We start from the raw sequence: 23914 nt of genomic DNA, 5'->3' as shown, positions 1-23914 counted from the left end.
ACGGGTACTCTCGACGGGCGTGAACACGATCGGGGAACTCCTGCGGCAGTGGCGGCATCGCCGGCGGCTCAGCCAGCTCGAGCTCGCCCTCGCCGCCGACGTCTCGCCTCGTCACGTCAGCCTGGTCGAGACCGGCAAATCCAACCCGAGCGCCGACATGGTCCTCCGGCTGGCGAAGCAGCTCGGCGTCCGCTGCGCGAGCGCAACCGGCTGCTGCTCGCCGCGGGCTTCGCACCTCGGTACGCCGAGCGGCCGCTCGACGACCACGCGCTGTCGGCGGCCAGGGACGCGGTCGCGAGGGTCCTCCGCGCGCACGAGCCATATCCGGCGCTGGTCTTCGATCGCCGGTGGAACATCGTGATGACCAACCGTGCCGTCGACCCGTTCTTCGCGCACGTCGCCCCCGACCTGCTGCGGCCGCCGGTCAACCTGGTGCGGCTGGGGCTGGACCCACGGGGGCTCGCCTCGCTGGTCGTCAATCTGACCGACGTGCGCGCGGTGTTCCGCTCCCGGATCGCGCGCCAGCTCGCGGCCGCCCCCGACGCCGAGCTCCTCGCGCTCTACGAGCTGCTGGCGTCCGACCCCGAGGAGGCGCCGGGCCGGACGGTCGAATCCAACGTCGTGCTGCCGATGATCGTCCGCGTCGACGGCAGGGAGCTGCGCCTATTCTCGACCATCACCACGTTCGGCACCCCCATGGACATCACGCTGGACGAGATCGCCATCGAATCGTACTACCCGGCGGACGAGGAGACGCCGCCTACTTCACGAGCTCCGGCCGTGGATCGTTCCGGACCCGCCACGCGAGCGGGCCCGACCTCTGACGGTTCCGCCGAGTCGTCGGATTCGCCGGAGTGGCGCTCGATCAGCCGGGGAGCGGGAAGCACACGCCGCCGGGCTGACAGGTGAGGGGCGGGCCGCAGTCCTCATTGGTCTCGCAGGGACGCACTCGCCCTGCTTGCACGTCGGGGTCGGGTTGCCGCAGTCGTCGCCGTCGAAGCACGCGCCGCCCGGGGGTTCGCAGCCGTCGATGTCGAGGATGGCCTCGTCGTAGTGGATGGCGAAGGCGCCGACGAGGTTGATGCCGCCGACGAACAGGGAGCCCCAAATCTCCGCGAGGCCGCCGGCGTTGAACACGGCGTGGGGCTGGTAGAGGTTGCCGCCGAGGGTGAACAGGCTGGCGAAGGTGACGACCCCGCCGACGTACATGCGAAACGCCGCGGGCCGCTCGGTGTCGCCGATGGTGGCGATGTCGGCGAACGAGGCGTTGCCTTTGATGAAGAGGTCGAGCTCGGCGTCGGGGCCGAGCTCGAAGTCGAACAGGCCGATGCTGGTGAGGTCGCCCTGGACGGCGATGACGGTGCGGCCGGTGAGCTTGATCTTGAGGGCCAGCAGGTGCTCGATGTCGGTGAAGAAGTAGACGCCGCAGGGCAGCTCGATCACCTTGGGAAGGACGAGGTCGGCGAGCTCGTCGGGTTCGATGCCGGCGAGCTCGTTGTCGTTGTCCTCCTTGTAGCCCTCGACGATGCCGGCGATGTCGATCGGGTTGCTGCAATCGCACGGGGTCGCGACCGAGACCGGGCCCTTGATGGTCTGGCCGAGCACGTTGGCGCCGGCGTTGACCTTGCCGACCGGCTGGTGCAGGTCGCCGTCGATGGTCATCAGCGGGAGGAGGCCGCCGATGTTGCCCTCGACGAACGCGTCCTCGTTGACGTGGCTGAGCACGGTGGCCGAGACGTCGCCGCCGCACTGCAAGATCTCGCCGACCTCGTGGGCGGCCACGGTGCTGACCTTGCCGTCGACCCTAGGGTGCCGCCGATGTCGGCGAGCGCGACGGTCGTATAGTTGCCGTTGATCCCGACCGAGCCGCCGTGGAGCGGCTGGGGCACGTTGTCGTTGCTGTTGAACGCGTCGACCGTGAAGACGCCGGCGGTCGTGAAGTTCGTACAGGAGCACAGGGCGAAGGTGAAGGTGTTCTCGCCGAGGTCGCCGGTGCACTTGTCGGTCTCGCCGGGCAGCAGGATGCTGCCCTCGCCGGCGCAGAAGTCGGGCTCGCCGGTGGTCGAATCGCCGGTGTCGGTGTCGGCCGAGGTGGTATCGCCGGTGGTGCCGACCGAGGTCGTGCCGACCGAGGTCGTGCCGACCGTCCCGGTGCTGGTGTCGCCGGTGTCGGTGGTCGTCGCGGCGGGGCCGGTGGTCGGGGTGGTCTCGGCGTTGCCGTCCGACTCGCTGGCGCTGCCGGAACCGGTGTCGGATAGCGTCGATGGTGCGCCGGTCGTCGGCGAGCCCTGAGTCGTGTCGCCGGGGCCGCCCGTCGCGTCCGTGCCGTTCCCCGCCGCCGATTCGCCAGCACCGCCGTCCCCGCACGCCATGAGCGCGGCGGCCAGACAGAACACACCCCAACCATTACGTACGACCATGACGGCACCCTATCACGTCCGCGTCGTCCGCAATACGGCCTCGAGGCGCCCGCCGATTAAATGTGTCGGCGGACACAAAACGCAGTCACGACGGCGAGAGGTTCGGAATGATATCGGGGCGTCGAGTCTACATATCGGCGACCTGCGCTTCGCGGTGAGTGTGATCGGGCCGCGGTCGCGCGCAGATCGATGGCGCCGGAGCGCGGCCGCGATCGCTCGGCGCGCGGACGCGTCGCTCACCACCGCGGCGGGCTCATGCGTCGTCTCGAGGACGATCGGCTAAGAACCGTCCTCGGTGCCGCACCACGAGTTCCTCGACGACGCATCCGACGAGCACGAGGACGAGCACGCGTATCGGCCGGTGAACGTCCGAGCGTGCGCCCTTGAATCCGCAGTCGCTGCGCGCGTACGCTGCGGCGGCGATGACCGAGCGCCCCGCCTTCTCTTTCTTCTCGCCCGAGGTGCAGCAGGACCCCTACTCGCGGTACGCCCGGGCGCGCGCCGAGGAGCCGATCTTTTATTGCGAAGATCTGGGCATGTGGGTGGTCACCCGGCACGCCGACGTCGCGGCGATCCTCCGCGACACCGACCGCTTCTCCTCGCGGGTCGCCACCACGAGCGTCGAGAGCCGCCGCCCGAGGTGATGGCGGTGATGCGCAAGGGCTTCCCGCGGACCGGCTCGATCGTCCAGCTCGACCCGCCGGAGCACACCGCGGTGCGGCGCAAGCTGAACGCGGCCTTCACCGCCGACCGGATCGCCGCGCTGGAGGATACGATCGTCGCGCTGGCCGACGGCCTCGTCGATGGCTTCGTCGCCGACGGTCGGACCGAGCTCATGACGCGCTTCTGCGGCCCGCTGCCGGTGGCGGTGATCGCCGGCATCCTGGGCATCTCGCAGGCCGACGCCAGCAAGTTCGGTCAATGGGCGGACGACGCCGCGCGCCTGTTCATGGGCGGTCAGCTGCCCACCGACGAATGGGTGCGTGCCGCCGAGGCGTGGTGGCGATGCAACATCACCTCGCCGACCTCGTCAGCGCGCGAGCGAGCGAACCGTCGACCGACCTGCTGACGACGATCATCCAGGCGTCGACGGACCCGGGCGGGCAGCTCGACATGATCAAGGCGGTCACCCACGCGACCACCTTCGTGTTCGCGGGCCACAAGACCACCACCGACCTGCTCGGCAACGCGGTACGGCTGCTGCTCCTGCACCCGGACCGGCTCGCGGCGCTGGTGCGCGAGCCGTCGCGGGCGGCCGCCGTGGTCGAGGAGACCCTGCGCCGCGACTGCCCGGTCCCGGGGACGACCCGCGTCGCTCGCGTCGAGGTGAAGCTCGGCGAGGTCACGATCCCGGCAGGCGCGCGGGTGTTCCTGGCGCTCGGGTCCGCCAATCACGACGAGCGCGTGATCGCGGACCCCTGCGCTTCGACCCCGAGCGCGCCGACGTCGGCGAGCACCTCGGCTTCGGTCGCGGCGTGCACTTTGCCTCGGCGCCGCGCTGGCGCGCCTGCAGGGGCGCGTGGGGCTCTCCGTGCTCGCCTCGCGCCTGCCGGGCCTGCGCCTCGCCGGCGACGAGCCGCTGAAGTTCCGGCAGGTCGTGATGTTCCGCGGCCTCGTCGCGCTCGAGGTCGCCTGGGACGCGCCCGAGTCGAGCACGGGCCACGGCTGCGCAGGTCGAGCGTCGCCCTGATCAGGAAAGCTGCGTGCCCTGCGTTCATCCGTCTGCGAGGAATTCGCGCCACCGATCCGACTCCGCGATCGCCCGCAGCACGCGATTGCGCTCGACCAGGAAGCCGCGCATGTAGCGGGTGAGGATCAGGGCGTCGGCGACTCGACCGAGCGGGCCGAGCGGCGACGTGAAGTCGAAGCGGTCGCGCATGACCGTGGCGTCGGCGTCGGCCTCGAACAGGTGGTCGTGGTCGAAGCGGGCGAACGCGCCGCGCACCATCGAGTCGCGGAAGCGGCGCGGACGCTCGAACTCGGTGATCCTGCTGGTCAGCAGCTGCCACACGCCGAAGTGACGCGCGCGCCAGGTGACCTCGTCGCCCGGGCCGAGGAGGCCGCGGACGACGCCCGCGACCGCGCGCTCGCCGGTCTCGCCCGCGCCGGCGAGGTGGACGTCGACGCTGCGCGCGAGGTCGAAGCAGCGCTCGATCGGGGCGCGGATCGGCGTGACCAGCTCGATGATCGGCATGGGATTCGGCCTACGTCACCGCGCTGAGCAGCGGTTCTCCGGCGAAGTGCCGGTCGAGGTTGGCGACCAGCAGCGCCCCCATGGCGTCGCGGGTCCGACGCGTGGCGCTGCCCTGATGCGGCGAGAGCACGACGTTGTCGAGGCCGAGCAGCGCCGCGGGCACCTGCGGCTCGTGCTCGAAGACATCGAGCGCGGCGCCACCGAGGCCGCCGCTCTGCAAGAGTTCGATCATGGCGGGCTCGTCGACCAGCGAGCCCCGGGCGACGTTGACCAGCATGCCCTCGGGGCCGAGAGCTTCGAGCACGGAGCGAGAGACCATGCGCTCGGTGTCCTTTCCGCCGGGAGCGACGAGCACCAGCCAATCGCTGTCGCGGGCCATGGCTTCGAGCGCGTCGTAGTAAACGTACGGCACGCCCGGCTGCGGGCGGCGGCCATGGTACACGACGCGCATCTTCATGGCCCGAGCGCGCGGCGATCTCCTTGCCGATCCGGCCGAGGCCCACGATCCCGACCGTCTTGCCGGTCAGCTCGGAGAACAGGCCGAAGCTGCCGCCCGCCCACTTGCCGGCGCGTACGAATCGATCGCCTTGCGGGATCCGTCGCGCGAGCGAGATCATCAGGCCGATCGTCAGCTCGGCCACCGCGTCGTTGAGCACGTCGGGCGTGTTGGTGACGCGGATATTGCGGGCCCTGGCGGCGCTGATGTCGATATTGTCGACGCCGACGCCGAAGCCGGCGATGATCTCGAGGTTGGGGAGGCGGTCCATCAGCGCCGCCTGCACGCCCGAGCCGGCGTGGGCCCGAATGCGCGCCCCGTGAGCCGCGAGCCACGCCTGCGGGTCCGCCTGTTCATGCAGCTTGTGCACCGTGTAGCGCTGGGCCAGCGCGCGTTCACACGACGCGAGGAGCGGGCGGGTCTGCAGGATCTCGATCGCCATGGCCGGCCGCTTCGATCCTACCACGACGACCTGCTCCCCCGGCGTGATTCGGGCCCGCTCCGGCCGGCGCGTCGTGGCGTGCTCCGGCGAGCGCCGCTCTCGTGACGCTCGGGCGAGCCGTGACACGTGCCGGAGATGGCGCAGTGATTCACCGCGAGCCGCCATCGCGGCACGTCGGCCGGGTTCACAGCTCGCGGGCGCGCTGGTGCTCGCGAATGTGCATACGCGGCGGAGGCAGCGAGCCGGTGACGCCGGTCGGCACGAATCCATTGCGGGCGTAGAGGGCGATCGCCGCGGCGTTGGCGTCACCGACCTCGAGCACGAGCCGGCGCAGCCCCTCGGCGCGGGCCCAGGCGACCACGGCGTCGACGAGCGCATCCCCGACGCCCTGTCCTCGAGCGGTCGGCGCGATCCACATCGACAGGAGCTCGCCGGTGTCGAGCTCGACCTTGTGACGCACCGCGCGGACCATCCCGACGTCGCGCCCCGCGAGCTCCGCGACGAAGGTCGGCAGCTCGACGAGCTGCTGCCGCCACTCGTCTGCGCGGCGGACCGCCGCCTCGGCCAGCGTGCCGCCGAACGCGTCGGGCGCGTCGCCCAGCGCCGCCAGCCGCACCGTTCGCAGCCGCTCCCCCTCGTGCGCCTCGAGTCGAACGATCTTCATCTCATCCACGGTATCAGCGCGGGCGGGACGCGCCAAGGCGACCTCGCAGCCGCCGTCGTCGCCCCGCGCGCCGCACGGAGCCAGCCCGTCCGCGTCCGCTCGTCGCTCGCCGTTTCCGTCGCGCCGCGACATCGGGTAACACTCGTCGCTCCGTGCCTCGCCCTCCCCCGCGGCGGCCTCCGCAGGTCATCACCCTCGACGCGATGGGCGCGGGCGACATGCGCCTCCACGTCACTCGCGTCCCGAGCGGACCGCCGCCGCCGACCGGCCCGCTCGTCTCGACCTTCTTCACGATCTTCGTGTTCACTGCGGGCCGCGGGCGAGGACGACACCTCGAGACGGTCGAGCTGCGGGCCGGCGACGTCCACCTCGTCCCGGAGGTGGAGCACCAGCCGCTCGAGGTCGCCGATCTCGAGGGCTGGATCGTCAGCGTCGATCCGCTGCTGCTCCGCGCCCTCGGACCGCCGCTGTGGCCGGGCCAGCCGCGGATCCGCGGGGAGGCGGGGCCTGCTCCGGCGCGCAGCCTGCTGCTCCGCGGATTGCTGCGCCTGCGCCCCGAGCCGGCCCGACTCCGGCGAATCGAGCAATTCGTCGCCGAGATGGCGGCGGAGCTGCGCGAGCGCAAGTGGGCCGCGGAGCACGCCGCGCACGCGTGGCTCGTCCTGCTGCTCGCGGAGCTCGTGCGCGAGCTGCAGGAGCACGCCCGCTGCGTCGCCGCTGGTCGGCGGGATCGTGCGCGACGCCCTCGCCTTCATCGAGGCGCACTGCCTGGAGCCCCTCTCGCTGAAGGACGTGGCCTCGGCGGTGGGCCGCACGCCGTCGCACCTGGCCAACGCCATCCGCCAGGAGACCGGGTTGACCGTCAGCGACTGGCTGCGAGCGCACCGAATGTCGGAGGCGCGCCGGCGCCTGCGCGACACCGACGAGAGCGTCGAGACTATCGCCAATGCGGTCGGCTACGCCGATGTCACTCATTTCATTCGCGTGTTTCGCCGCACCCACGACGTGACGCCGCGCGGCTGGCGAGACGCCGGCGCGCCGCGCCGTGATCGCCCCGCCCGGCGACCCCAATCCGCGCCGATTTCTCCGCCAAGCCGCGCGCTGGCGGGCGTGGTCGGCCGCTACCCTCGGCCCCATGACGAACAGCGCAACGACACGCCGCCCGCGCGTCCTGGTGGTCGGGCTCGGGATCAGCGGCATCGCCACGGCCCTGCGGCTGCACCGGCTCGGCTGGCAACCAGTGATCCTCGAGCGCGCCCCCGGACGGCGCCGCGGCGGCTACGCGGTGGCCCTGTTCGGCACGGGCGTGGCGTCCGCGGCCCGGCTCGGCGTGCTCGATGCGGTGGGCAATCGTCTGGGCCCGCCGGTCCAGACGTTCGAGATCGATCGCAGCGGTCGCAAACGCAAGGGGATGGGCCTGCCCGACCTGCCCGGCGGGCCGCGGCTGGTGCTGCGGGGCGACGTCGAGAACGCGCTCTATTCGGCGCTGCCGGCGGACGTCGAGGTCCGCTTCGCCACGAGCCCCGTGGCGATCGCCCAGGACGATCGCGGCGTCGACGTGACGATGCGCGACGCGACGACCGGCGCGACCACGACCGAGCGCTTCGACCTCGTGGTCGGCGCGGACGGGATGCGCTCGACCGTCCGCCGGCTGGTCTTCGGCCCGCACGAGGCGTTCCTGCGGCCGATGAATACATGATCGGCGCCTGCGTGCTGCAGCGGCCCGTCGACGGCCACCGGACCAGCGACGGCCTCGTCCTCGCCGAGGCGGGCCGCTCGGCGTGGGTGTTCCCGTTCGTGAATCGCAACCCCACCGTGCTGTTCTCGTACCGCGTGGACGACGTCGCGGCGCAGCTTCGCCGGCCGGCGATCGATTCGGTGCGCGCGGCGTTCGGCCCGGAGCCCGCCGGGCCGATGCTGAGCCAGCTGTTCGACGATTACGCGGCGGCGGACGAGCGCCTGTTCGATTCGGTCGAGCAGGTCCGCATGGAGCGGTGGCACCAGGGCCGCGTCGTGCTGCTCGGCGACGCGGCGTGGTGCCTGACCCTGTACTCGGGGATGGGCGCCTCGACCGGATGGCGGGCGCCGAGCTGCTCGGCAACATGCTCGCGCAGCACCCTCACGACCTGCCCCGCGCGCTGCGCGAGTGGGAGGCGAAGCTGCGCCCCTTCACCGCCAGCCTGCAGCAGACCGCGACGACGATGCGGCAGCTGTTCACGCCCGCCGGCGAGCTGCAGCGGATCCTCCGCGCCACGATCATTCGCCTGAGCAACAGCCCGGTCGCGCCGGTGCTGCGGCGGCTGCTCCGCCCCGGCGCCCTGACGGAGCTCGACATCGTCGCGGCGTGACGCGCGAGCGTTGACGGCCCCCCACCGGCGCCGATACGCCTCGTGCCATGAATGACCCGAGTCGATCGGCGTTCGAGGCGCAGCTGCGGGAGCTCGGATACGACGAGCTCGAGCCGTTCGACTCCGAACCATCGTCCACGAGGCCGCGGACGAATGCGCGATGTTCGTGATGCCGACCCGCGAATGCAAGGAGGCCGACACCTACGGGGCGCTCGGCTGGCTCGTGTACGAGGGTTGCCGGGACTGCTGCGAGGCTCGCACCCGGACCTTGAACTGCGGGGGGATGTTCACCCACCTGCGCGTGTTCACCGACGGGGTGCTGAGCGAGCGCTTCGACGACGACGAGATCCGGCCCGCCGCAGCGGCGATCGACGAGGACGAGTAAGGCCGCCGCACCGCCGCGTCACCGGGTCGCTCGAATGCACGCTCGCGCCGTCGCCCGCTCAGGCGTCGCGGATCCGGGTGTGGACATTGTAGCCGTTCTCGCCGAACGGCGAGGTCCGCTCGATCCACACCTGCTCCAGCAGCCACAGCTCGTCCTCGTGCGGACCCGCCTCCTCGTCCTGCGGCGTCACCACCTCGGCGATCGTAATCTGAACGCCTCCGGCCCGAGGCGCCGCCAGTCCTCCTGCAGCGCGGATCGGATGGGCCCCGATCGACAGCATGAAGCGGTGGCGATTCAGCGGACCTTGCAAGTTCATGCTGCTGCCGAGCAGCAGCTTGCCGCTCGTGGTGTTGCGAATGACATAGATGCCGGCGCGCCGCGGCTGCTCGCGGTAATCTCGCTTCGCTCTGCGCGGGTCCGGCTCGGCGTGGAAGCGGTCATGATTCGTCTCCGGGGGGGAATGCGCCTTCGACCATGCGCGCCAGGTGATCGCGGATGTCCGCGGGCCAGCGGCGGATCTGCTGCGCGAAGCGCTGCGAGTCGCGCGCGAACAGGGCGCGCGCGGCCTCCTCGTAATGGGGTAGATCGCCGGCGAGCGCGGTCATCACCCGGTGCGCCGCTTCTCGCGCCAGGCGGGCCCGCTCCTCGTCCGGGTCGCGCCGGATCGCCTCCTCGACGAGTCGGCGCAGCGCCGCCGAGATCCCGCTCGGCTGCCGCTCGAGCCATTCCCAGTGCCGCGGCAGCAGCGAGACCTCGCGCGAGACGACGCCCAGCTTCGGGCGCCCGGGACCGGCGCGCCGGCGGCTCCTCGGCCAGCCCGCGGTCGAAGCTCGACCTGCTGCCCGCTGGCGTCGTCGAACACGAGGACGGGCCCGTCGCACGGGCCGACCTCGCCGAGGCGCCGCAGCACCTCCCGGGCGCTGCTGGAGGCGAGCCGGCGAACGCCGGCAAAAACGCCGTGTAGGTGCGCTCCGAGGTCACGCGGCAATAATACCCGGGAAATAATCCCGGTCAATATTACCCGGGTGAAAATTTCCGCGCGAGTAGCGCTGCCCCTTCGAGACGGGACCGAGCCTCGCAAGGAGCGGCGCTCCGGGACCCGAGTGACATGTCCGATCGGACATGTCCCCAAGCTCCGGCGACCCCGTCACCGAGCTCGCCGCGGAGCTCGACCCTCGCCTCGGCGATCGCCACCTCGTCCGCGCTCGCTCTCGAGCTCACTTCGCGGCCCGCGAGCCCGAGCCTCGCGCACCGCCACCGCGCGCTACCCTCCGCCGGGCTCAGGAGGCCGCGTGCGCGAGGGAACAGTCGTCCTCATCACCGGCGCATCGTCCGGGTTCGGCGAGGCTGCCGCGCGGCTCCTGGCCGCGCGCGGGCCTTGTCGCGTGTTCGGCACCAGTCGGCGCGCCGCCGGCCACGACACCCCGGGCGGCGTCGAGATGCTGCCGCTCGACGTGCGCAGCGACGCCTCGGTGGCCGCCTGCGTCGACGCCGTGATGCAGCGCGCCGGGCGGATCGACGTCCTCGTCAACAACGCCGGCTACACCCTCGCGGGCGCCGTCGAGGAGACCGCGATCGACGAGGCGAAGGCCCAGTTCGACACCAACTTCTTCGGCATGGCGCGGATGGTGCGGGCAGTCCTGCCGGTGATGCGCGCCCAGGGCGGCGGCCGGATCGTCAACGTCTCCTCGCTCGCCGGCCTCGTCGGCGTGCCGTTCCACGCCCACTACTCGGCCAGCAAGTTCGCCGTCGAGGGCCTCAGCGAGGGCCTGCGCCAGGAGGTGCGCCGGTTCGGCATTCACGTGTCGCTGATCGAGCCGGGCGACTTCAAGACCGCCGGCACGGCCGCGCGCGAGCGGGCGGCCGGGGTGTGGCCGCGTACGCCGCCGCCCGTGATCGCGCGATCGACATCATGGCCCGCGCCGAGCAATCCGGCCCCGACCCGCTGCGCTTCGCCGAGCTGCTCCTGCGGATCCTCGCCGCTCGCCGGCCGCGCCTGCGCTACCGCCTCGGCGACGACGCCGTGTGGGTCCCGCGGGCCCGTCGGCTCATCCCCGAATCGCTGTTCGAATGGCTCATGCGCGCCGATTACGAGATGAACGAGTGACGGCGGACCGCAGCGGGCTCGGCCGTGGCGCCTGACACCCGGGCCTCCCGCGCTACGCTGATCGACGATGGCGATCACCCTCAATCACACGATCGTGCCGGCCCACGACAAGGTCGCGTCGGCCAAGTTCTTCGCCGAGCTTCTTCGGCGTGCGCTACGCCGGGGAGGTCGGCCCGTTCGCCGCGGTGCGCGTCAACGACTCCCTGACGCTCGACTTCGGCGACGACGACGGCTTCGAGTCGCACCACTACGCGTTCCTCGTCGACGACGCCGAGTTCGACGCGATCTTCGCCCGCGTCCGCGCCGCCGGCCTGCCGTTCGCCTCGAGCCCGCACGGCGGCTTCGACAATCGGATCAGCCACTACGACCGCGACGGCCGCCGCGTGTACTTCGCCGACCCGAACGGCCACTTCCTCGAGCTGATGACGCGCGTCGACGCCTGAGCCGCGGTTCGCCTCGCAGTCGACGGCCCCCTCCGCGGGCGAATCACGCGCGTCGACGCCGGAGCCGCGGTTCGCCTCGCAGTCGACGGCCCCTTCCGCGAGCGGATGACGCGCGTCGACGCCGGAGCCGCGGCAGGCCGCAGCGTCGACCTCGCGATCGGCCCCCTTCCGCGAGCGGATGACGCGCCTCGACGTCGGAGCCGCGGCCCGCCGCGAGCGCACGCGACCCGCCTGGTGCTGGCCCGCCCCCCGCGTGCCCGTCTGCCCTCGCCGTCGTGGCGCGCCTGGTCGCCGCTTGCGGATCGCGCTCGCGGGAGCAGCGCTGTCCGGGTGCGCGAACGCCTCGCCCTCGCGCCGCGACGACTTGCAGCGAGCCGGCAATTTTTCTCCCGGCGGCGGCGACTCCACGGGCCGAGCGGCGCCGCGGCGGAACGGACCCCGACGGCTCGCCCCTCTCACGGATAACATCATGCTGCGCTCTAGCCTCTCCTTCCTTACCCTTACCTTCCTGTTCCTCACCGGCGCCTGTGACCCCAAGCCGGGCGACACCGACAGCGGCACCGCCTCGGCCTCGACCACCGACGCCTCCACCACCGACGCCTCCACCACCGACGCCTCGACCACCGACGAGTCGCCGACCTCGAGCGCCACCGACGACGGCGCGACCACCGGGAACGACGAGCCCACGGTCGCCACCAGCGGCGACGACACCGGCAGCGACACCACCGGCCCCGTCGACCCCGAGCACCAGGCGCCTGCGAGGACGCTTGCAAGCTCATGTTCGAGTGCGAGGGCGGAGGCGACGGCTCGCTCGCCGAGTGCGCCCAGGACTGCGCCAGCGAGTTCCAGTGGCTCGAGGCCGAGTGCGTGCCCCTCAACCTCGTCTTCGTCCAGTGCATCGCCCAGCTGACCTGCGCCGGAGCTCGATGGCGAAGAGCGTGCGCGGCCGAGCTCGCGGCGGTGGAAGACTGCGCAGGCGGCGGCCAGGAATGCACCCAGGCCGTGAGCGAGGAGAGCGACGGCTGCGGCGGAGCACGTTCTGCCCCGACGCGCCGACCCAGGAGATCTTCTGCGACGCCGAGACCTGCGTCTGCAGCGTGGACGGCGTCGAGGTCGCCCAGTGCCCGGCCGACAACGTGTGCGCCGAGGGCGACGCGATCTTCGACAAGATGGCCAGCTGCTGCAAATTCGAATGATCACAGGCGCCGGTCCGACGAATCGTCGGACCGGCGTACCCATCATTCGTGGCTCGCCAGCCAATCACCGCGCATTCGCGTCGGCGACCGAAGCGTCGGCGCGTGGTCCCTCGCGCCACCGCTCACCGACGCGTCGCGTCCGGCGAGCGACCGACTTCGTGACGCACGAAGTCAATGACTCGCCAGCCAATCGGCGACGCGCCTCGCGTCCGCGTCGCCGACCGGCGTGGCCAGCGCGCGAAAGCCCGCCTGCGCGCGAGCGGCCAGGCGCTGCGCCTGTTCCTGGCTGCGGCCGGCGTCCCCCAGGGCGCGCGCGAGCAGGAAGTCCACTCGTGCCAGGAGCGACGGGAAGATCCGGTGCTTCTCCAGCAACGCCTGCGCCCGCTCGAGCGGAGCTATCGCCGCCGCCGCCTCGCCGCGCATCACGTGCGCCTCGCCGATGCCCGCGAGCGCGAACGCGTTGTCGATGAACTCGGCGCCGAGGGCCTTCTCGCGCAGGGCCAGCGCCCGCTCGTAGTGGTCCAGCGCCGCCATGACCTCATTTCGGCGCAGGAGCACGTCGCCGAGGTTCTCCAGCGACTGCTGACCTGCTCGTGCTCCGCCCCGAACACTTCCTCGTAGATCGCCAGCGCCGAGCGATGGGCGGCGAGCGCCGCGTCGAGCTCTCCGAGATCGCTCTCGGCGCGCCCGATCGCCGACAGCGCGTCGGCCACCAGCGGGCGCGCCCCCTCGGTGGCCTCGAAGCTGCGGAGCGCTCGCCTCGCCGCGTCGAGGGCTGCGCGCCCGTTCCCAGCTTGCGCAGCGCGCCGCTCGTGTTCAGCAGGATCACCGCCACCTGCGGATGGTCCTGCCGCGCGCCGCCTCCACGATCGCCAGCGCCTCGGCGAACAGCGCCTCGGCCTCGGCCGCCCTGTCCTCGAGCATCAGCTGATTGCCCGTGCGCACGAGGATCGCCCCGTACGCCGGGTGCTTCGCGCCGAACAGCTTCCGCGACAGCGCCGTCGCGCGGCGCAGGTGGGCGTGGCCGCCTCGGCGTCGCCCTGGGCGCTGGCGGCGATCGCCACCAGCTCGAGCGACTGCGCGGTGGCGGTGCTCCTCGCCGAGCGCCTGCTCGCGGAGCGCCAGCGACTCCGCGAACTCGGCCCGCGCCGCCGGGAAGTCGCCGGCGTTGTAGAGCAGGCTGCCGAAGTTCGCGTGCAGCGATCCTTCGAGCCCGGATCTGCGCCCCACCGCGCGAGGGCGGCCCGCGCGTGAAGGCCCACTCGCGGCCCGCCAGCGGGTCGAACAGCTGCGAACCGACCACGAACACCAGGCCGATGGCGGCCCGCGCCGCGACTCGATCGTGCCGCCCCGCGTGGGCCGTCGCATACGCCGCGCGCAGCGTGGACTCGGCGGCCTTCGGATCGACGGCCTCCGCTGGATGCCACCCAGAGCCTCGAGCGCCTCCGCCTCGGTCGGCGGGTGGGCGAGCGCCCGGGCCCGCTCGACCGCCCGCGCGGCCTCGGCGAGCCCTGCCTCGTGGCGCCCGAGCGACGCCAGGAACTTGGCCTGCGCCAGCATCGTCTCGATCGCGCGCGCCTCCGCGGCCTGCTCGCCGCCCTCCGGGGCCCGCACGGGCATGCGCAGCGCCTCGAGGTTCGCGCACGCCGTGACGCTCGTCAGGCCGAAGGCCGCGTCGACCGCCTTCGTGACCCCGTCGGCGTCCACCGCCCCGAGCAGCGCCGTCAATGTGCGCACCTCCGTCAATCGCCGGTCCAGGCACAGCATCCGCAGCGACAGCAATTCATCGGACTGTTCGCCGCGGACCCGCGTCGCCTCGCACGCGTCGGTGTGCATCGCCGCCCAGCCGCGCCCATACGAATCCAGGGTGCGCGACACCGTGTCCCAGATGTCCTCGGCGTGGGCCACGCCGGTCGCCGCGAACCTGGCGTGGATCGCCCCGCGCGCCTCGTCGCTCCACACCTGGGCGAACTTCGCCGCGCTCCCCTGACACAGCGGCGCCGGCTCGCCGGCGAATTGCGCCGCCGCGACGATCGACGCCGCCAGCGCGCCGACCCCGAGCCCCGCGAGGGCCGCCCGCCGCCAGGTCTGCCGCGGGTCGCGCGACAGCGCGGCGAGCAGGGCCCCCATCGACGGGAAGCGCTCCTCCGGCGCCAGGCGAAGGCCGCGCTCCAACACCCGGCGGACGAATGCAGGCACCGGCGGCCCGCCTTCCACGACGGGCAGCTTGCCCCGCTGCGCCTCGGCGCGGATCACCTCGCGGGTGTTGATCGAGTACGGCCGCCGCTGATACAGCGCCGCGAACAACGCCACGCAGAAGCTGAATTGATCGGCGCTCGCATCGACCACGCTGTTCTCGAACTGCTCCGGCGCCATGTAAGCGGGGGTCCCGAGGAACGCCCCCGCCTGCGTGATCTCGTCGAACGGCTCGACGGCCTCCGCGGAGATCGAGACCTCCGATTCGGTGCGCGCGGCGCTCGAGCGGACGAGGCCGAAGTCGACCACGCAGACCCGCCCGTCGCGACCGACGAGCACGTTGGCCGGCTTGAAGTCGCGGTGGATGAGCCCCTCCGCGCGCCGCCGCCAGCCCCTGCCCGACCTTTTTGAAGATCTCCACGATGGCGCGCCACGAGTGCCTGCGCTGCGCCAGCCAGGCGGCGAGCGTCACGCCTCGATCAGCTCCATGGCGATGAACACGCTCGAGCCGAACGTGCCCACGTCGTACACCGCGACCACGTTGGGATGGGACAGCCGCGCCAGCGCCTGCGCCTCGCGCATCAACCGGCCGCGCGGCTCGTGCGAGCGCTCGAACGCCGGGCTGCGCAGGAGCTTCAGCGCGACCTTGCGGTTCAGCTCGGATCGTACGCCGCATAAACGACCCCCGCGCCGCCGACCCCCAGCGTCTCTAGCACGACGTAGCGGCCCACGAGGGCGCCTCGCGCCAGCGAGCGGTGCGACGCGACGTCCTCGTCGGGCCCCGTGAAGGACGTCGAAGCCGCGCGCGAGCGGGCGAGCGCCGACAACAACCTGCGACACCCGGGGCACGCGGCCGCGTGCGCCTCGACGCGGCTGCTCTCCTCCGGCGAGAGCATCCCGGCCACGAACTCGGTGATGGTGTTCTCCTCGGGGCAGACCATCGCCGGCAAGAGATAGGGCGCCGCGCCGGGCGTGTCCACCGGGCCTGCCCGCGCCTCAGCTCCGGTCGATCACGCCGCCGACGCTGAGCTGGCTCTGGGCGAACTCGAGTAAGCGCTCGAGCTCGTCGCCCCACAGCTTGTGGTGGCTCATCAACGACCGCCGCACCTGCGCCAGCAAGAGGCCGCGGATCCGGGCCAGATTGCGGCTGATGGTCGAGGGCGCCACGTTGAAGAGACGCCCGAGCTCGACCACCCCGACCCCGTCGAGGTGATACTGGAGCAAGAGCATCCGGTCGCGCGCCGGCAACCCGGTGATCGCCCCGTTCAGCGCGGCTTGCACGATCTGGCGCGCGTCCTGCTTGAGCTGCGCCAATCCCGGGCTGTGCCCCGGATCGACGCTGAGGGCGTCGAGCAGGTCGTCGTCGGTGGGCTGCTCGCGGGCCGGCCGGGCGCTGTCGATCGCGACCCTCGCCGCCACCGTCCGCACCCAGCCGCCGAGCTCGCCGCGCCCGCCGTAGCGCGCGATCCGGGCCGGCGTGTCGCCGTGGGCCAAAAACAGCTTCTGGCGGATGACCTGCTTCTCGTCGTCCGAGGTGCGTCGGTCGCGGGCGATGAACTCGGCGTCGAAGGCTGCGATCGCCGCCGCCGAGCCGGCCGCGCACGCGCACGCGAGGAACAGCTCCGCCAGCCGCAGCTTCGCCAGCGCCTCCTCGACCGGCTCCGAGCCCGCGGGCACCCGCGCGGCGACCCAGGCCACGAACGTCTCCGGCTCGAGGCTGACGCCGGGCCAGCGGCGAGTGGCGTCGTCGATCGCCCCGGCGAGCAGCCGCTCGACCGCCTCCGCGTCACGGCCCCGCGCTCCGCCGAGCAGCGACAGCAAGCGCGTGGAGAGGCGCATGGGCGAGGATCCTAAGCGACAAACCGCGAGCCCCGGGCGCGACAAATGGGTCAGGTTATCCCGGATCGACGCGTGTGGACGCCCCGGCCTGCGCAGTGCCTCCGCGCGCGACGGAGCTCGAAAAAAAACCCGCAAATCGTCAGGTCGGTCCCCGTCTCCTGTCGGACCGGGCCTCGTGCCCGGAGAAGCGAACATGTCCTTCACATCTCCCGAAAGACGGCCCGTCCCGACTCTCCCTTTGCCTCGTGCTGCTCGCAGGCGCCGCTTGCGGCGATGACGCCCAGACCCCCGGTGCGACCGACGCCGCCACCTCGGAGTCGGGCAGCACCGTCGGGACCCCACGGGCCCCGAGCCGACCGGGACGACCGCGGGCGACGAGACGACGACGACCGCCGACACGACCGTCCCGACCTCGACCTCGACGGCCGACACCGGCACGGACAGCACCTCGCCCGTCACCTCGACGAGCGACGACACGGCCACCAGCACCAGCACCAGCACCAGCCCCGGCACCAGCACCGGCGAGACCACGGAGGACGGCACGAGCACGTCCACGAGCGCCGCCGACACCACCGACACCACCGACGGCGAGACCGGCGACACCGGCGACACCGGCGTGGACCCGTGCGGACCGGACAGCGCGGGCCCCCTGCTGAACTGCTTCGTCGGCTGTCCCGACGAGCTGTTCGCGGTCCCCCCTACGTCGAGGAGTTCGACGTCCAGGCGCAGTACGACGCCCACTGGAAGGGCACCTGGGCCGCGCCGACCCTGGCCGGCGGCGCGCTGAACTTCGGCCCGCACCCGATGACCATGGACTGGTGGGACAACTACAGCCCGACCTGGTCCAAGCTGGAGTACGGCGACGCCCTGCTGTGCGCGCGCCTGCGGCTGACCCCGCCGATGGTCGGCATCCCCGAAGAGGACATGTTCGAGATCACGTCCCGTCTGCCGGCCGACGCCGCGTTCGAGACCGGCGCCATGTCTCTCGGGCTCCTCACCGCCGACGAGCAGGTGTTCCGCACCCGCATCGCCGAGTCCCAGTGGCAGGACCACGCCGAGGCCCTGTTCCCGCTCGACCGCGGCGTCGAGAACACCCTCGACGTGCTGATCTACGCCCAGGGCGACAAGTACGTCGCCGAGCTGCGCAACGCCGCGTATCCCGACGACATCACGGTGCTGCCGGCCACCGCGCACTTCAGCCCGAAGGGCCTGGTGACGCTGCTCGGCTGGCGCAACAGCGAGGCGGTCCACGTCGATCGCCTGGTGCTCGGCGGACCCTCCGCCGACGTCTACGAGAAGCTCGCCGCCGAGCTGCCGTGAGCACCGGCGGGGCCGCGTCCCCGCCACTGCACGCACATCATCGGCGGGGCCGCGTCCCCGCCAATGCGAGCACATGTCCCTGCGGACATCTTACTTCGCCGCGCGCCCGGCCTTCTGCTCGCCGAGCCGGGCGATGCAGTGCTGCAGCGCGTCGCGCAGGCGGGCGTGGACCGCCACGTGCGACAGGTCGACGCCGATCGCCACCATGGTCTGGGCGATCCGCGGGTGGATGCCGGTCAGCACGCCCTCGGCGCCGAGCAGGCCGATCGCGCGGATCATCGCGATCAGGTGGCTCGCGGTGCCGGTGTCGACGACCTCGACGCCGGTGAGGTCGAGGATGGCGAAGCGGGCGCGCAGGCGGCCGACGGCCTGCAGCAGCTCGTCCATGATCTCGGCGGTGCGCACGCTGTCGACGAGGCCGAGGATCGGCACCGTGATGATGCCGTCCCACACCTCGATGATCGGCGTCGAGAGCTCGCGGATCACCTCCTGCTGCTTCTCGATCAGGTCGATCTTGCCCTGCAGCTCGGCCTCGCGGCGCAGCGACTCGCGGAGGTCGAACGAGATGCCGACCATCGCCGCCCCGCTGTCTCCGGGGTCGGCGACCGGCACGTACCAGTTGCGCCAAGGCACCCCGAGCACCTCGACCTCCTCGCCGCGGTAGGCCTCGCCGGCGAGCGCCCGCCTCACCACGCCGTGGCCGGGGTGGTCCGGGAACGCCTCGAAGATGTTGCGGCCGACGAAGTGCTGCGGCGACAGCCCGACCGCCTGCATGCCCTTGCCGTCCTGGAACAGGTAGTTGCCGGCCTTGTCGAGCGCCCACACCGAGACGTCGAGGTTCTCGATCACCGCCTCGAACATCTTCTCGGCCAGCGCGGCGCGGCGGTAGCGGCCGATGCGATCGGAGACGTCGTGGCCGTGGATCGTCGCCCCCGTCGCGCGCCCGTCGGCGTCGCGCTCGGATTGCCACCACGCCTGGAAATACAGCACCTCGCCGCCGCGCCGCACCGCCTCGACCTCCGGCGCCTCGCGGTCCTCCGCCAGCAGCGCGGCCCAGTCGCCGGCCACGAGCGGCACGACCTCGCCGAGCCCGCGCCCCAGCACCTCCGCCTCCGCCGCCGCGAACACCTGCTCCGCGCGGCGACTCCACCCGGTCACCCGCAGCGCCTCGTCCACCTCGATCACCACGTGCGGGCCGCGCTTGCTCCGTTCGTCCATCGTCGGTCCTTATCTATCATGCGCCGACCGGCGTGGACGGCGTGCGGACTCCGTTCCGCCTGCGTGCGCCGATCTCCCACATGATGCGCCAGGCCGGCGAGGCGCCGCCCAATCATCGGCTCTCCGGATGCAGACAGCGCACGATCGCCCATCTGGCCGATCGGACATGTCACCGGCGGCGCGGATGCGACCTGTCCCTTCGGACATCCAGCCTCAGCGCGGCCACCAAAGATAGAGCGACAGCGGGCCGAGGGTGGCGAGCATCGCGGCGGCACACACGAAGTGGAGGACACCGACCACGACCGCGACGCCGCCCTCGACCTCGCCGTGGAGCAAGCGGCCGCTCGCGGCGCGGCCGTACAGGACGGTGCGGCGCCCGATCACCCCGCGCACGCCCCAGCGGATCGTCAGCGCCACGCCGACCACCAGCAGCACCGGCAGGAGCAGCCGCAAGAACGTCACGTCGCGCAGCTGGTCGGCCGCGCCGGCGAGGGCCTGCAGGTATCCGTTCACGCGGTCAGTGTACTGCGACCCCGACGTCCGGCGCGGGGACCCCCGCGCCGGCGCCCGGGTCTCGGCGCGCCTGCACGCAGAAGGCCGCGAAATCGCCCGCGCTCCCGTGGCGATTTCACGCACTGACCCCGGCGCGTCCGACACTGATCCTCCGCTCCGATGACCGGCGAGGACGAGAGCCTGGGGGCGACCCTCGCCGCCACCGGTCAAGGGACGAACACCGACTCGGGCGAGGTCGAGCTGCGCCCGCCGCCGCCGGGCGCGGGCACGCCGGTCGACAAGGAGATCGTCAAGCGGGCCCTGTTCCCCGGGCGCGGCGGGCCGCTGCGGATCGGTCGTTTCACCGTGCTGGGCCAGGTCGGCCGCGGGGCCATGGGCGTGGTGTACGCCTGCTACGACGACCTGCTCGACCGCAAGGTCGCGGTCAAGCTGCTCAAGCACACGGCCGCCGGCGATCCCTCGGCGGCGCAGGTCCGGCTGCGCGAGGCCCAGGCGCTGGCCCGGCTCGACCACCCCGACGTGGTGAAGATCCACGACGTCGGCACCTTCGAGGATCGCGTCTACCTCGCCATGGAATTCGTCGACGGCCAGACGCTCGGCGCGTGGCTCACGGCCGCGCCGCGCACGTGGCAGGAGATCCTCGCGGTCGTGATCGCGGCCGGCGAGGGCCTCGCCGCGGCCCACGCGAAGGGCCTGGTCCACCGCGACATCAAGCCCGACAACATCATGGTCGGCGGCGACGGTCGCGTGCGCCTGATGGACTTCGGGCTCGCGCGCGCCGAGGCCTCGGCGGCGCCGGCGGGCGAGCTCGCGGGCGCGAGCGGGACGACCGTGCTCACCCACACCGGGGCGATCATGGGCACGCCGGCCTTCATGGCGCCGGAGCAGTTCCTGGGCGAGCCCGTCGACGCCCGCTCCGACCAGTTCGCCCTGTGCGCGACCGCCTGGGAGGCGCTCTACGGCCAGCGGCCGTTCGCCGGCGACACCCTGCCGACCCTGATGGCCAGCGTCACCGCCGGCGTCGTCACCCCGCCGCCGCGGGCCCGCGCGCCGCAGTGGCTGCGCAGGGTGCTGGAGCGCGCCTCTCGCGCGACCGCGCGGCCCGCTTCGCCGACACGCGGGCGCTGCCGCAGGCCCTGCGCGCCGACCCGACCCGCCGGCGCCGGACCCTCGCGCTCGTCGCCGGCGCGCTCGCGCTGCTCTCGGCCGGCGTCGGCGCGGCCGAGGTCGCCGAGCGGCGCACGATCGCCGCCTGCGACGCCGCCGCCTCGGCCGTGTTCGCCGACTGGGACGAGCCGGCCCGCGCCGCGCTCGAGCAGGCCTTTCTCGCCACCGGAGCGGCCCACGCCGCCGCCACCTCGCCCGCGCCGCGCCGTGGCTCGACCGCTGGGCCGCCTCGTGGCACGCGGTCGCCGACGCCGCCTGCCGCGCGAACCGCCTCGAAGCCACCTGGGACGGCGAGCAGTACGCCCGCGCGGTCGACTGCCTCGCCGAGGCCCGCGGCAACTTCGTCGCGCTCGTCGGCGAGCTGCGGCGCGTCGACGCGGCCAGCCTCACCGAGGCCACCAGCGCCGCCGCCGCGCTCGCCACCCCGAGCCGTGCGCCGACCCGACCTACCTGCGCGAGCGGCCGCTCTTGCGCTTCGACCAGCGCGCGCAGATCTCGGCGGTGCGCGCCCGGCTGGCCCGGGCCGGCTCGCTGGCGGCCGCCGGGCGCTACGCCGAGGGCCTGCCGGTCGCGCGCGAGGCCCTGCACGCGGCCGTGGTCGTCGGCTGGCTGGCCCTGGTCGCCCAGGCCGAGCTGCGCGCCGCCGGCCTGGCCGAGCACACCGGCGCCTACGCCGAGGCCGAGGCCGGCCTCCTGCGCGCGCTGGCGGCCGCCCGCGAGGCTCGCTCGGCCCGCCTCGCCCTGCAGGCCAGCACCGAGCTGGTGTTCGTGGTCGGCTACCGCGGCTCGCGGCTGGCCGAGGGCAAGGTGTGGGCCGAGTCGGCGCGGACCCAGCTCGCGCTGCTGGCCGGCGCCCACCCGCTCGAGCAGGCCGACCTCGACAGCAACCTCGCCGGCGTCCAGTACGTCGGCGGCGAGCTCGGCGCGGCCGTCGACCTCTACGCCCGCGTCCTCGCCGCCCGCGAGGCCGCCCTCGGCGAGCAGCACCCGCGCGTCGCCGACAGCGTCAACAACCTCGCCGGTGTGCGCTACGCGACCGGGGCCATCGACGAGGCCGCGCGCTCTACGCCCGCTCCCTGGCGATCTACGAGCAGGTATTGGGCGAGGACCACCCGCAGGTCGCCACCACCCTCAACAACATCGCGCTGGTCCACGAGTCCCTCGGCACCTACGACCCGGCGATCGCCGCCCTCACCCGCGCCCTGGCGATCCGCGAGGCCACCTTCGGCCGCGAGCACGTCTCGGTCGCCACCTCGCTGTGCAACCTCGCCCTCGTGTACGAGGCCACCGGCGTCTACGACGAGGCCGCGCGGCTGTTCCTGCGGGCCCTGGCGATCCAGGAGCGGGCGCTCGGCCCCGACCACCCGGTGGTCGCCGACACGCTGCACAACCTCGCCACCGTCCGCTACGACACCGGCGACGACGCCGAGGCGACGCGCCTGCTGAAGCGCGCCCTGGCGATCTACGAGCGCCGGCTCGGCCCACCACCCGTCGACGGTCGCGAGCGTGGCCGGCCTCGGCCAGCTCACCGCCGGCGGCGCGCACGAGGACGCGCTGAAGCTGTTCGCCCGCGCCCTCGCCAGCCAGGAGCAGGTCCTGGGCCCCGACCACGCGAGCGTCGCCCACACCCTGCTCGGCCGCGGCGACGCCCTGATCGGCCTCGGCCGCGCCGCCGAGGCGGTGCCCGAGCTCGAGCGAGCGCTGGCGATCCGCGAGGCCGCGCAGGTCCAGCCCGAGGAGCTCGCCGAGGCCCGCTTCGCGGTCGCCCGCGCCCTGTGGGACGCGAACGGCGACCGCACCCGCGCCCGCGCCCTGGCCGAGCAGGCCGCCACGACCTACCCCACGGCCCCCGGCACCGAAGACGCGCGCGCCAGCGTGGGCAAGTGGCTGGCCAGCCACCCGGCCCCGTGAGTCGCAGATCCCATCATATCACTCGAGACATGTGCTCATGCACATGTCCCGATCGACATGCTTTAAAGCATGCTCTTCGGGACATGACCGCTCACCCTCGCGCCGACTCCCCGCCACACGCCGCTGCGCCCGTCGATTCCCACTCCGACAGCGCCACTCGCAATCGTCTCGTTCACCGGCGCGGTGTCGTTCATCGCCGACGGGCGACCGCAGCGCACCTGTCCCCCTGCCTCGGACGCCATCGCCATCGCGCGCCCGAGCCTCGCGGTGCTCTGCGAGCTGCGCCTGACAGCGTCTCCGCCCCGCCTCGGGCATCCGACGCCATCGCTCGCCCGAGCCTCGCGGTGCTCTGCGAGCTGCGCCTGACAGCGTCTCCGCCCCGCCTCGGACATCCGACGCCATCGCTCGCCCGAGCCTCGCGGTGCTCTGCGAGTTGCGCCTGACCGCGTCCCCGCGCCACCCGAAGCATCGCTCGCCCCGATCGACACGCCCGCGAGCCCGCCCGAGCGCGATCCCGGCAATCGCGAAGCGAGCTCGACGACAGCCCCCGGGAGCGCATCGCCCTCCGCACGAGCCGAGCGACCGTCCACCGGGGCATACGAGCATTGCCCCGATGCCGCGGCGGGCGAGTCCCTGCATTGCCCGGCGACGCGCCTCCTTCCGCTGCGAACTGCCATGGAGCCTCGGTGCGCCCGCCGTGACCGCGCCGCGGTGTCACGCGAGCGCGGCGGCCCCGTCCGGCCCGGCTCGGTCCGTCGATTCGCCGCTGCCGCGCTCCTGTCCGTCCCCTACGCCGGCGCCGCCCGGCCATCCCGTCAATCCTCGCGGCTCCGTCCGCGGTCCGATCATTCACCTCAGGCCCGGCACGACCGGGACCCTGCCACGCTCCTGATCGTCCCTCCGCCGGCGCCGGCCCCACGGCGCTTTTCATTTCTATCCAAGACTATTACGAATGCGTCACGGCGGCAGAGTCGCACCGCGAACTCGGCGCCGATCGTCTGTCTCCACGAGTCTCGACATTTCATCGACCCTTGCCCCGCCGTAACCTGGCGGTG

Annotated in this window: 23 protein-coding genes and 9 pseudogenes; 17 read left to right on the top strand and 15 right to left on the bottom strand. The window is 72.8% G+C overall.

Annotation, left to right across the window (positions count from 1 at the left end; genetic code table 11):
* Positions 1-19 precede the first annotated feature (19 nt).
* Positions 20-824 (top strand): annotated as a pseudogene (locus OV079_RS52265) (helix-turn-helix domain-containing protein).
* Here the strand turns inward: OV079_RS52265 and OV079_RS60295 are convergent.
* Complete coding sequence (locus OV079_RS60295) at positions 766-1662, bottom strand: DUF7305 domain-containing protein (RefSeq protein ID WP_420829610.1); 897 nt, start codon at positions 1660-1662, stop codon at positions 766-768. The pseudogene OV079_RS52265 and the gene OV079_RS60295 overlap by 59 nt on opposite strands.
* A complete protein-coding gene (locus OV079_RS52260) occupies positions 1662-2420 on the bottom strand; it encodes a hypothetical protein (protein WP_267778156.1) in 759 nt (252 codons plus the stop codon). Before OV079_RS52260 ends, OV079_RS60295 begins: the two co-directional genes overlap by 1 nt.
* Before the next feature lie 422 nt (positions 2421-2842).
* On the opposite strand from OV079_RS52260, the gene OV079_RS52255 reads away from it, so the two are divergent.
* The 4 genes and pseudogenes from OV079_RS52255 to OV079_RS52245 all read left to right on the top strand — a co-directional run bounded on the left by OV079_RS52255 (position 2843) and on the right by OV079_RS52245 (position 4110).
* Positions 2843-3064, top strand: a complete 222-nt coding sequence (locus OV079_RS52255; protein WP_267778155.1) for a hypothetical protein — start codon at positions 2843-2845, stop codon at positions 3062-3064.
* A 5-nt stretch (positions 3065-3069) separates the two neighbouring features.
* Positions 3070-3489, top strand: coding sequence for a cytochrome P450 family protein (locus OV079_RS52250; protein WP_267778154.1), 420 nt, complete (start codon positions 3070-3072; stop codon positions 3487-3489).
* Positions 3396-3779, top strand: a pseudogene (locus tag OV079_RS60290) (cytochrome P450); the annotation flags it as partial. The gene OV079_RS52250 and the pseudogene OV079_RS60290, both read left to right, overlap by 94 nt.
* A 160-nt stretch (positions 3780-3939) precedes the next feature.
* Positions 3940-4110: a hypothetical protein gene (locus OV079_RS52245; protein WP_267778153.1), complete on the top strand. Its 171-nt coding sequence runs from the start codon at positions 3940-3942 to the stop codon at positions 4108-4110.
* Between the two features lie 24 nt (positions 4111-4134).
* Here the strand turns inward: OV079_RS52245 and OV079_RS52240 are convergent, their stop codons facing one another.
* The 3 genes and pseudogenes from OV079_RS52240 to OV079_RS52230 form a co-directional block, all read right to left on the bottom strand.
* The gene (locus OV079_RS52240) at positions 4135-4614 is read right to left on the bottom strand and encodes an SRPBCC family protein (RefSeq protein WP_267778152.1); all 480 of its coding nucleotides are present in this window, start codon (positions 4612-4614) and stop codon (positions 4135-4137) included.
* Between the two features lie 10 nt (positions 4615-4624).
* Positions 4625-5231, bottom strand: a pseudogene (locus OV079_RS52235) (NAD(P)-dependent oxidoreductase).
* Positions 5232-5736: 505 nt separating this feature from the next.
* Positions 5737-6216, bottom strand: coding sequence for a GNAT family N-acetyltransferase (locus OV079_RS52230; RefSeq protein WP_267778151.1), 480 nt, complete (start codon positions 6214-6216; stop codon positions 5737-5739).
* On the opposite strand from OV079_RS52230, the pseudogene OV079_RS52225 reads away from it, so the two are divergent.
* From OV079_RS52225 to OV079_RS52210, 4 genes and pseudogenes are all read left to right on the top strand, one after another.
* Positions 6190-7188, top strand: a pseudogene (locus OV079_RS52225) (helix-turn-helix domain-containing protein); the annotation flags it as partial. The gene OV079_RS52230 and the pseudogene OV079_RS52225 overlap by 27 nt on opposite strands.
* Before the next feature lie 163 nt (positions 7189-7351).
* A complete protein-coding gene (locus OV079_RS52220; protein ID WP_267778149.1) occupies positions 7352-7915 on the top strand; it encodes an FAD-dependent monooxygenase in 564 nt (187 codons plus the stop codon).
* A gap of 376 nt (positions 7916-8291) precedes the next feature.
* Positions 8292-8564: a hypothetical protein gene (locus OV079_RS52215; protein WP_267778147.1), complete on the top strand. Its 273-nt coding sequence runs from the start codon at positions 8292-8294 to the stop codon at positions 8562-8564.
* Between the two features lie 160 nt (positions 8565-8724).
* Positions 8725-8949, top strand: a complete 225-nt coding sequence (locus OV079_RS52210) for a hypothetical protein (protein ID WP_267778145.1) — start codon at positions 8725-8727, stop codon at positions 8947-8949.
* A gap of 58 nt (positions 8950-9007) precedes the next feature.
* On the opposite strand, the gene OV079_RS52205 is transcribed toward OV079_RS52210, so the two are convergent.
* Together OV079_RS52205 and OV079_RS52200 are read right to left on the bottom strand one after the other, a co-directional pair.
* Positions 9008-9265, bottom strand: a complete 258-nt coding sequence (locus OV079_RS52205) for a GIY-YIG nuclease family protein (protein ID WP_267778144.1) — start codon at positions 9263-9265, stop codon at positions 9008-9010.
* A gap of 121 nt (positions 9266-9386) precedes the next feature.
* Positions 9387-9830 (bottom strand): DUF2239 family protein, encoded by a 444-nt coding sequence (locus OV079_RS52200; RefSeq protein WP_267778143.1) that lies wholly within the window; start codon positions 9828-9830, stop codon positions 9387-9389.
* A gap of 411 nt (positions 9831-10241) precedes the next feature.
* On the opposite strand from OV079_RS52200, the gene OV079_RS52195 reads away from it, so the two are divergent.
* The 4 genes and pseudogenes from OV079_RS52195 to OV079_RS52180 all read left to right on the top strand — a co-directional run bounded on the left by OV079_RS52195 (position 10242) and on the right by OV079_RS52180 (position 12695).
* Positions 10242-11048 (top strand): SDR family NAD(P)-dependent oxidoreductase, encoded by an 807-nt coding sequence (locus tag OV079_RS52195; RefSeq protein ID WP_267778141.1) that lies wholly within the window; start codon positions 10242-10244, stop codon positions 11046-11048.
* 75 nt (positions 11049-11123) lie between these two features.
* Positions 11124-11499 (top strand): annotated as a pseudogene (locus tag OV079_RS52190) (VOC family protein).
* A 469-nt stretch (positions 11500-11968) separates the two neighbouring features.
* The gene (locus tag OV079_RS52185; protein ID WP_267778139.1) at positions 11969-12409 is read left to right on the top strand and encodes a hypothetical protein; all 441 of its coding nucleotides are present in this window, start codon (positions 11969-11971) and stop codon (positions 12407-12409) included.
* 79 nt (positions 12410-12488) lie between these two features.
* A complete protein-coding gene (locus OV079_RS52180; protein ID WP_267778138.1) occupies positions 12489-12695 on the top strand; it encodes a hypothetical protein in 207 nt (68 codons plus the stop codon).
* Between the two features lie 171 nt (positions 12696-12866).
* On the opposite strand, the gene OV079_RS52175 is transcribed toward OV079_RS52180, so the two are convergent.
* The 6 genes and pseudogenes from OV079_RS52175 to OV079_RS52155 all read right to left on the bottom strand — a co-directional run bounded on the left by OV079_RS52175 (position 12867) and on the right by OV079_RS52155 (position 16730).
* Positions 12867-13271, bottom strand: a complete 405-nt coding sequence (locus OV079_RS52175; protein WP_276604354.1) for a tetratricopeptide repeat protein — start codon at positions 13269-13271, stop codon at positions 12867-12869.
* Positions 13272-13300: 29 nt separating this feature from the next.
* Positions 13301-13408 (bottom strand): annotated as a pseudogene (locus OV079_RS60285) (tetratricopeptide repeat protein); the annotation flags it as partial.
* A 112-nt stretch (positions 13409-13520) separates the two neighbouring features.
* On the bottom strand, positions 13521-14825 hold the full coding sequence (locus tag OV079_RS52170) for a tetratricopeptide repeat protein (protein WP_338089164.1): 1305 nt from the start codon (positions 14823-14825) through the stop codon (positions 13521-13523).
* A 9-nt stretch (positions 14826-14834) separates the two neighbouring features.
* A pseudogene (locus tag OV079_RS56945) lies at positions 14835-15260 on the bottom strand (protein kinase domain-containing protein); the annotation flags it as partial.
* 284 nt (positions 15261-15544) lie between these two features.
* A complete protein-coding gene (locus OV079_RS52160; RefSeq protein WP_267778135.1) occupies positions 15545-15871 on the bottom strand; it encodes an anti-sigma factor family protein in 327 nt (108 codons plus the stop codon).
* Positions 15872-15887: 16 nt separating this feature from the next.
* Positions 15888-16730, bottom strand: a complete 843-nt coding sequence (locus OV079_RS52155; protein WP_267778133.1) for a hypothetical protein — start codon at positions 16728-16730, stop codon at positions 15888-15890.
* A gap of 624 nt (positions 16731-17354) precedes the next feature.
* Here OV079_RS52155 and OV079_RS52150 point away from each other — a divergent pair.
* Positions 17355-18050: a hypothetical protein gene (locus OV079_RS52150; protein WP_267778132.1), complete on the top strand. Its 696-nt coding sequence runs from the start codon at positions 17355-17357 to the stop codon at positions 18048-18050.
* A gap of 90 nt (positions 18051-18140) precedes the next feature.
* On the opposite strand, the gene OV079_RS52145 is transcribed toward OV079_RS52150, so the two are convergent.
* Together OV079_RS52145 and OV079_RS52140 are read right to left on the bottom strand one after the other, a co-directional pair.
* Positions 18141-19268, bottom strand: coding sequence for a PAS domain-containing protein (locus OV079_RS52145; RefSeq protein WP_267778130.1), 1128 nt, complete (start codon positions 19266-19268; stop codon positions 18141-18143).
* Positions 19269-19481: 213 nt separating this feature from the next.
* Positions 19482-19781: a hypothetical protein gene (locus OV079_RS52140; RefSeq protein WP_267778128.1), complete on the bottom strand. Its 300-nt coding sequence runs from the start codon at positions 19779-19781 to the stop codon at positions 19482-19484.
* A 159-nt stretch (positions 19782-19940) separates the two neighbouring features.
* Here OV079_RS52140 and OV079_RS60280 point away from each other — a divergent pair.
* The 3 genes and pseudogenes from OV079_RS60280 to OV079_RS52130 form a co-directional block, all read left to right on the top strand.
* Positions 19941-20849, top strand: a pseudogene (locus tag OV079_RS60280) (serine/threonine-protein kinase); the annotation flags it as partial.
* Positions 20837-22378, top strand: a pseudogene (locus tag OV079_RS60275) (tetratricopeptide repeat protein); the annotation flags it as partial. The pseudogenes OV079_RS60280 and OV079_RS60275, both read left to right, overlap by 13 nt.
* A gap of 76 nt (positions 22379-22454) precedes the next feature.
* Entirely contained in the window at positions 22455-22859 is a 405-nt protein-coding gene (locus OV079_RS52130; protein ID WP_267778125.1) for a tetratricopeptide repeat protein, read from the top strand.
* The last annotated feature ends 1055 nt before the right edge of the window (positions 22860-23914 follow it).

Origin of the sequence: Nannocystis pusilla (assembly GCF_026626665.1) — a bacterium.
GTDB lineage: Bacteria > Myxococcota_A > Polyangia > Nannocystales > Nannocystaceae > Nannocystis > Nannocystis pusilla.
This window is presented reverse-complemented; position numbering and strand designations above follow the sequence as displayed.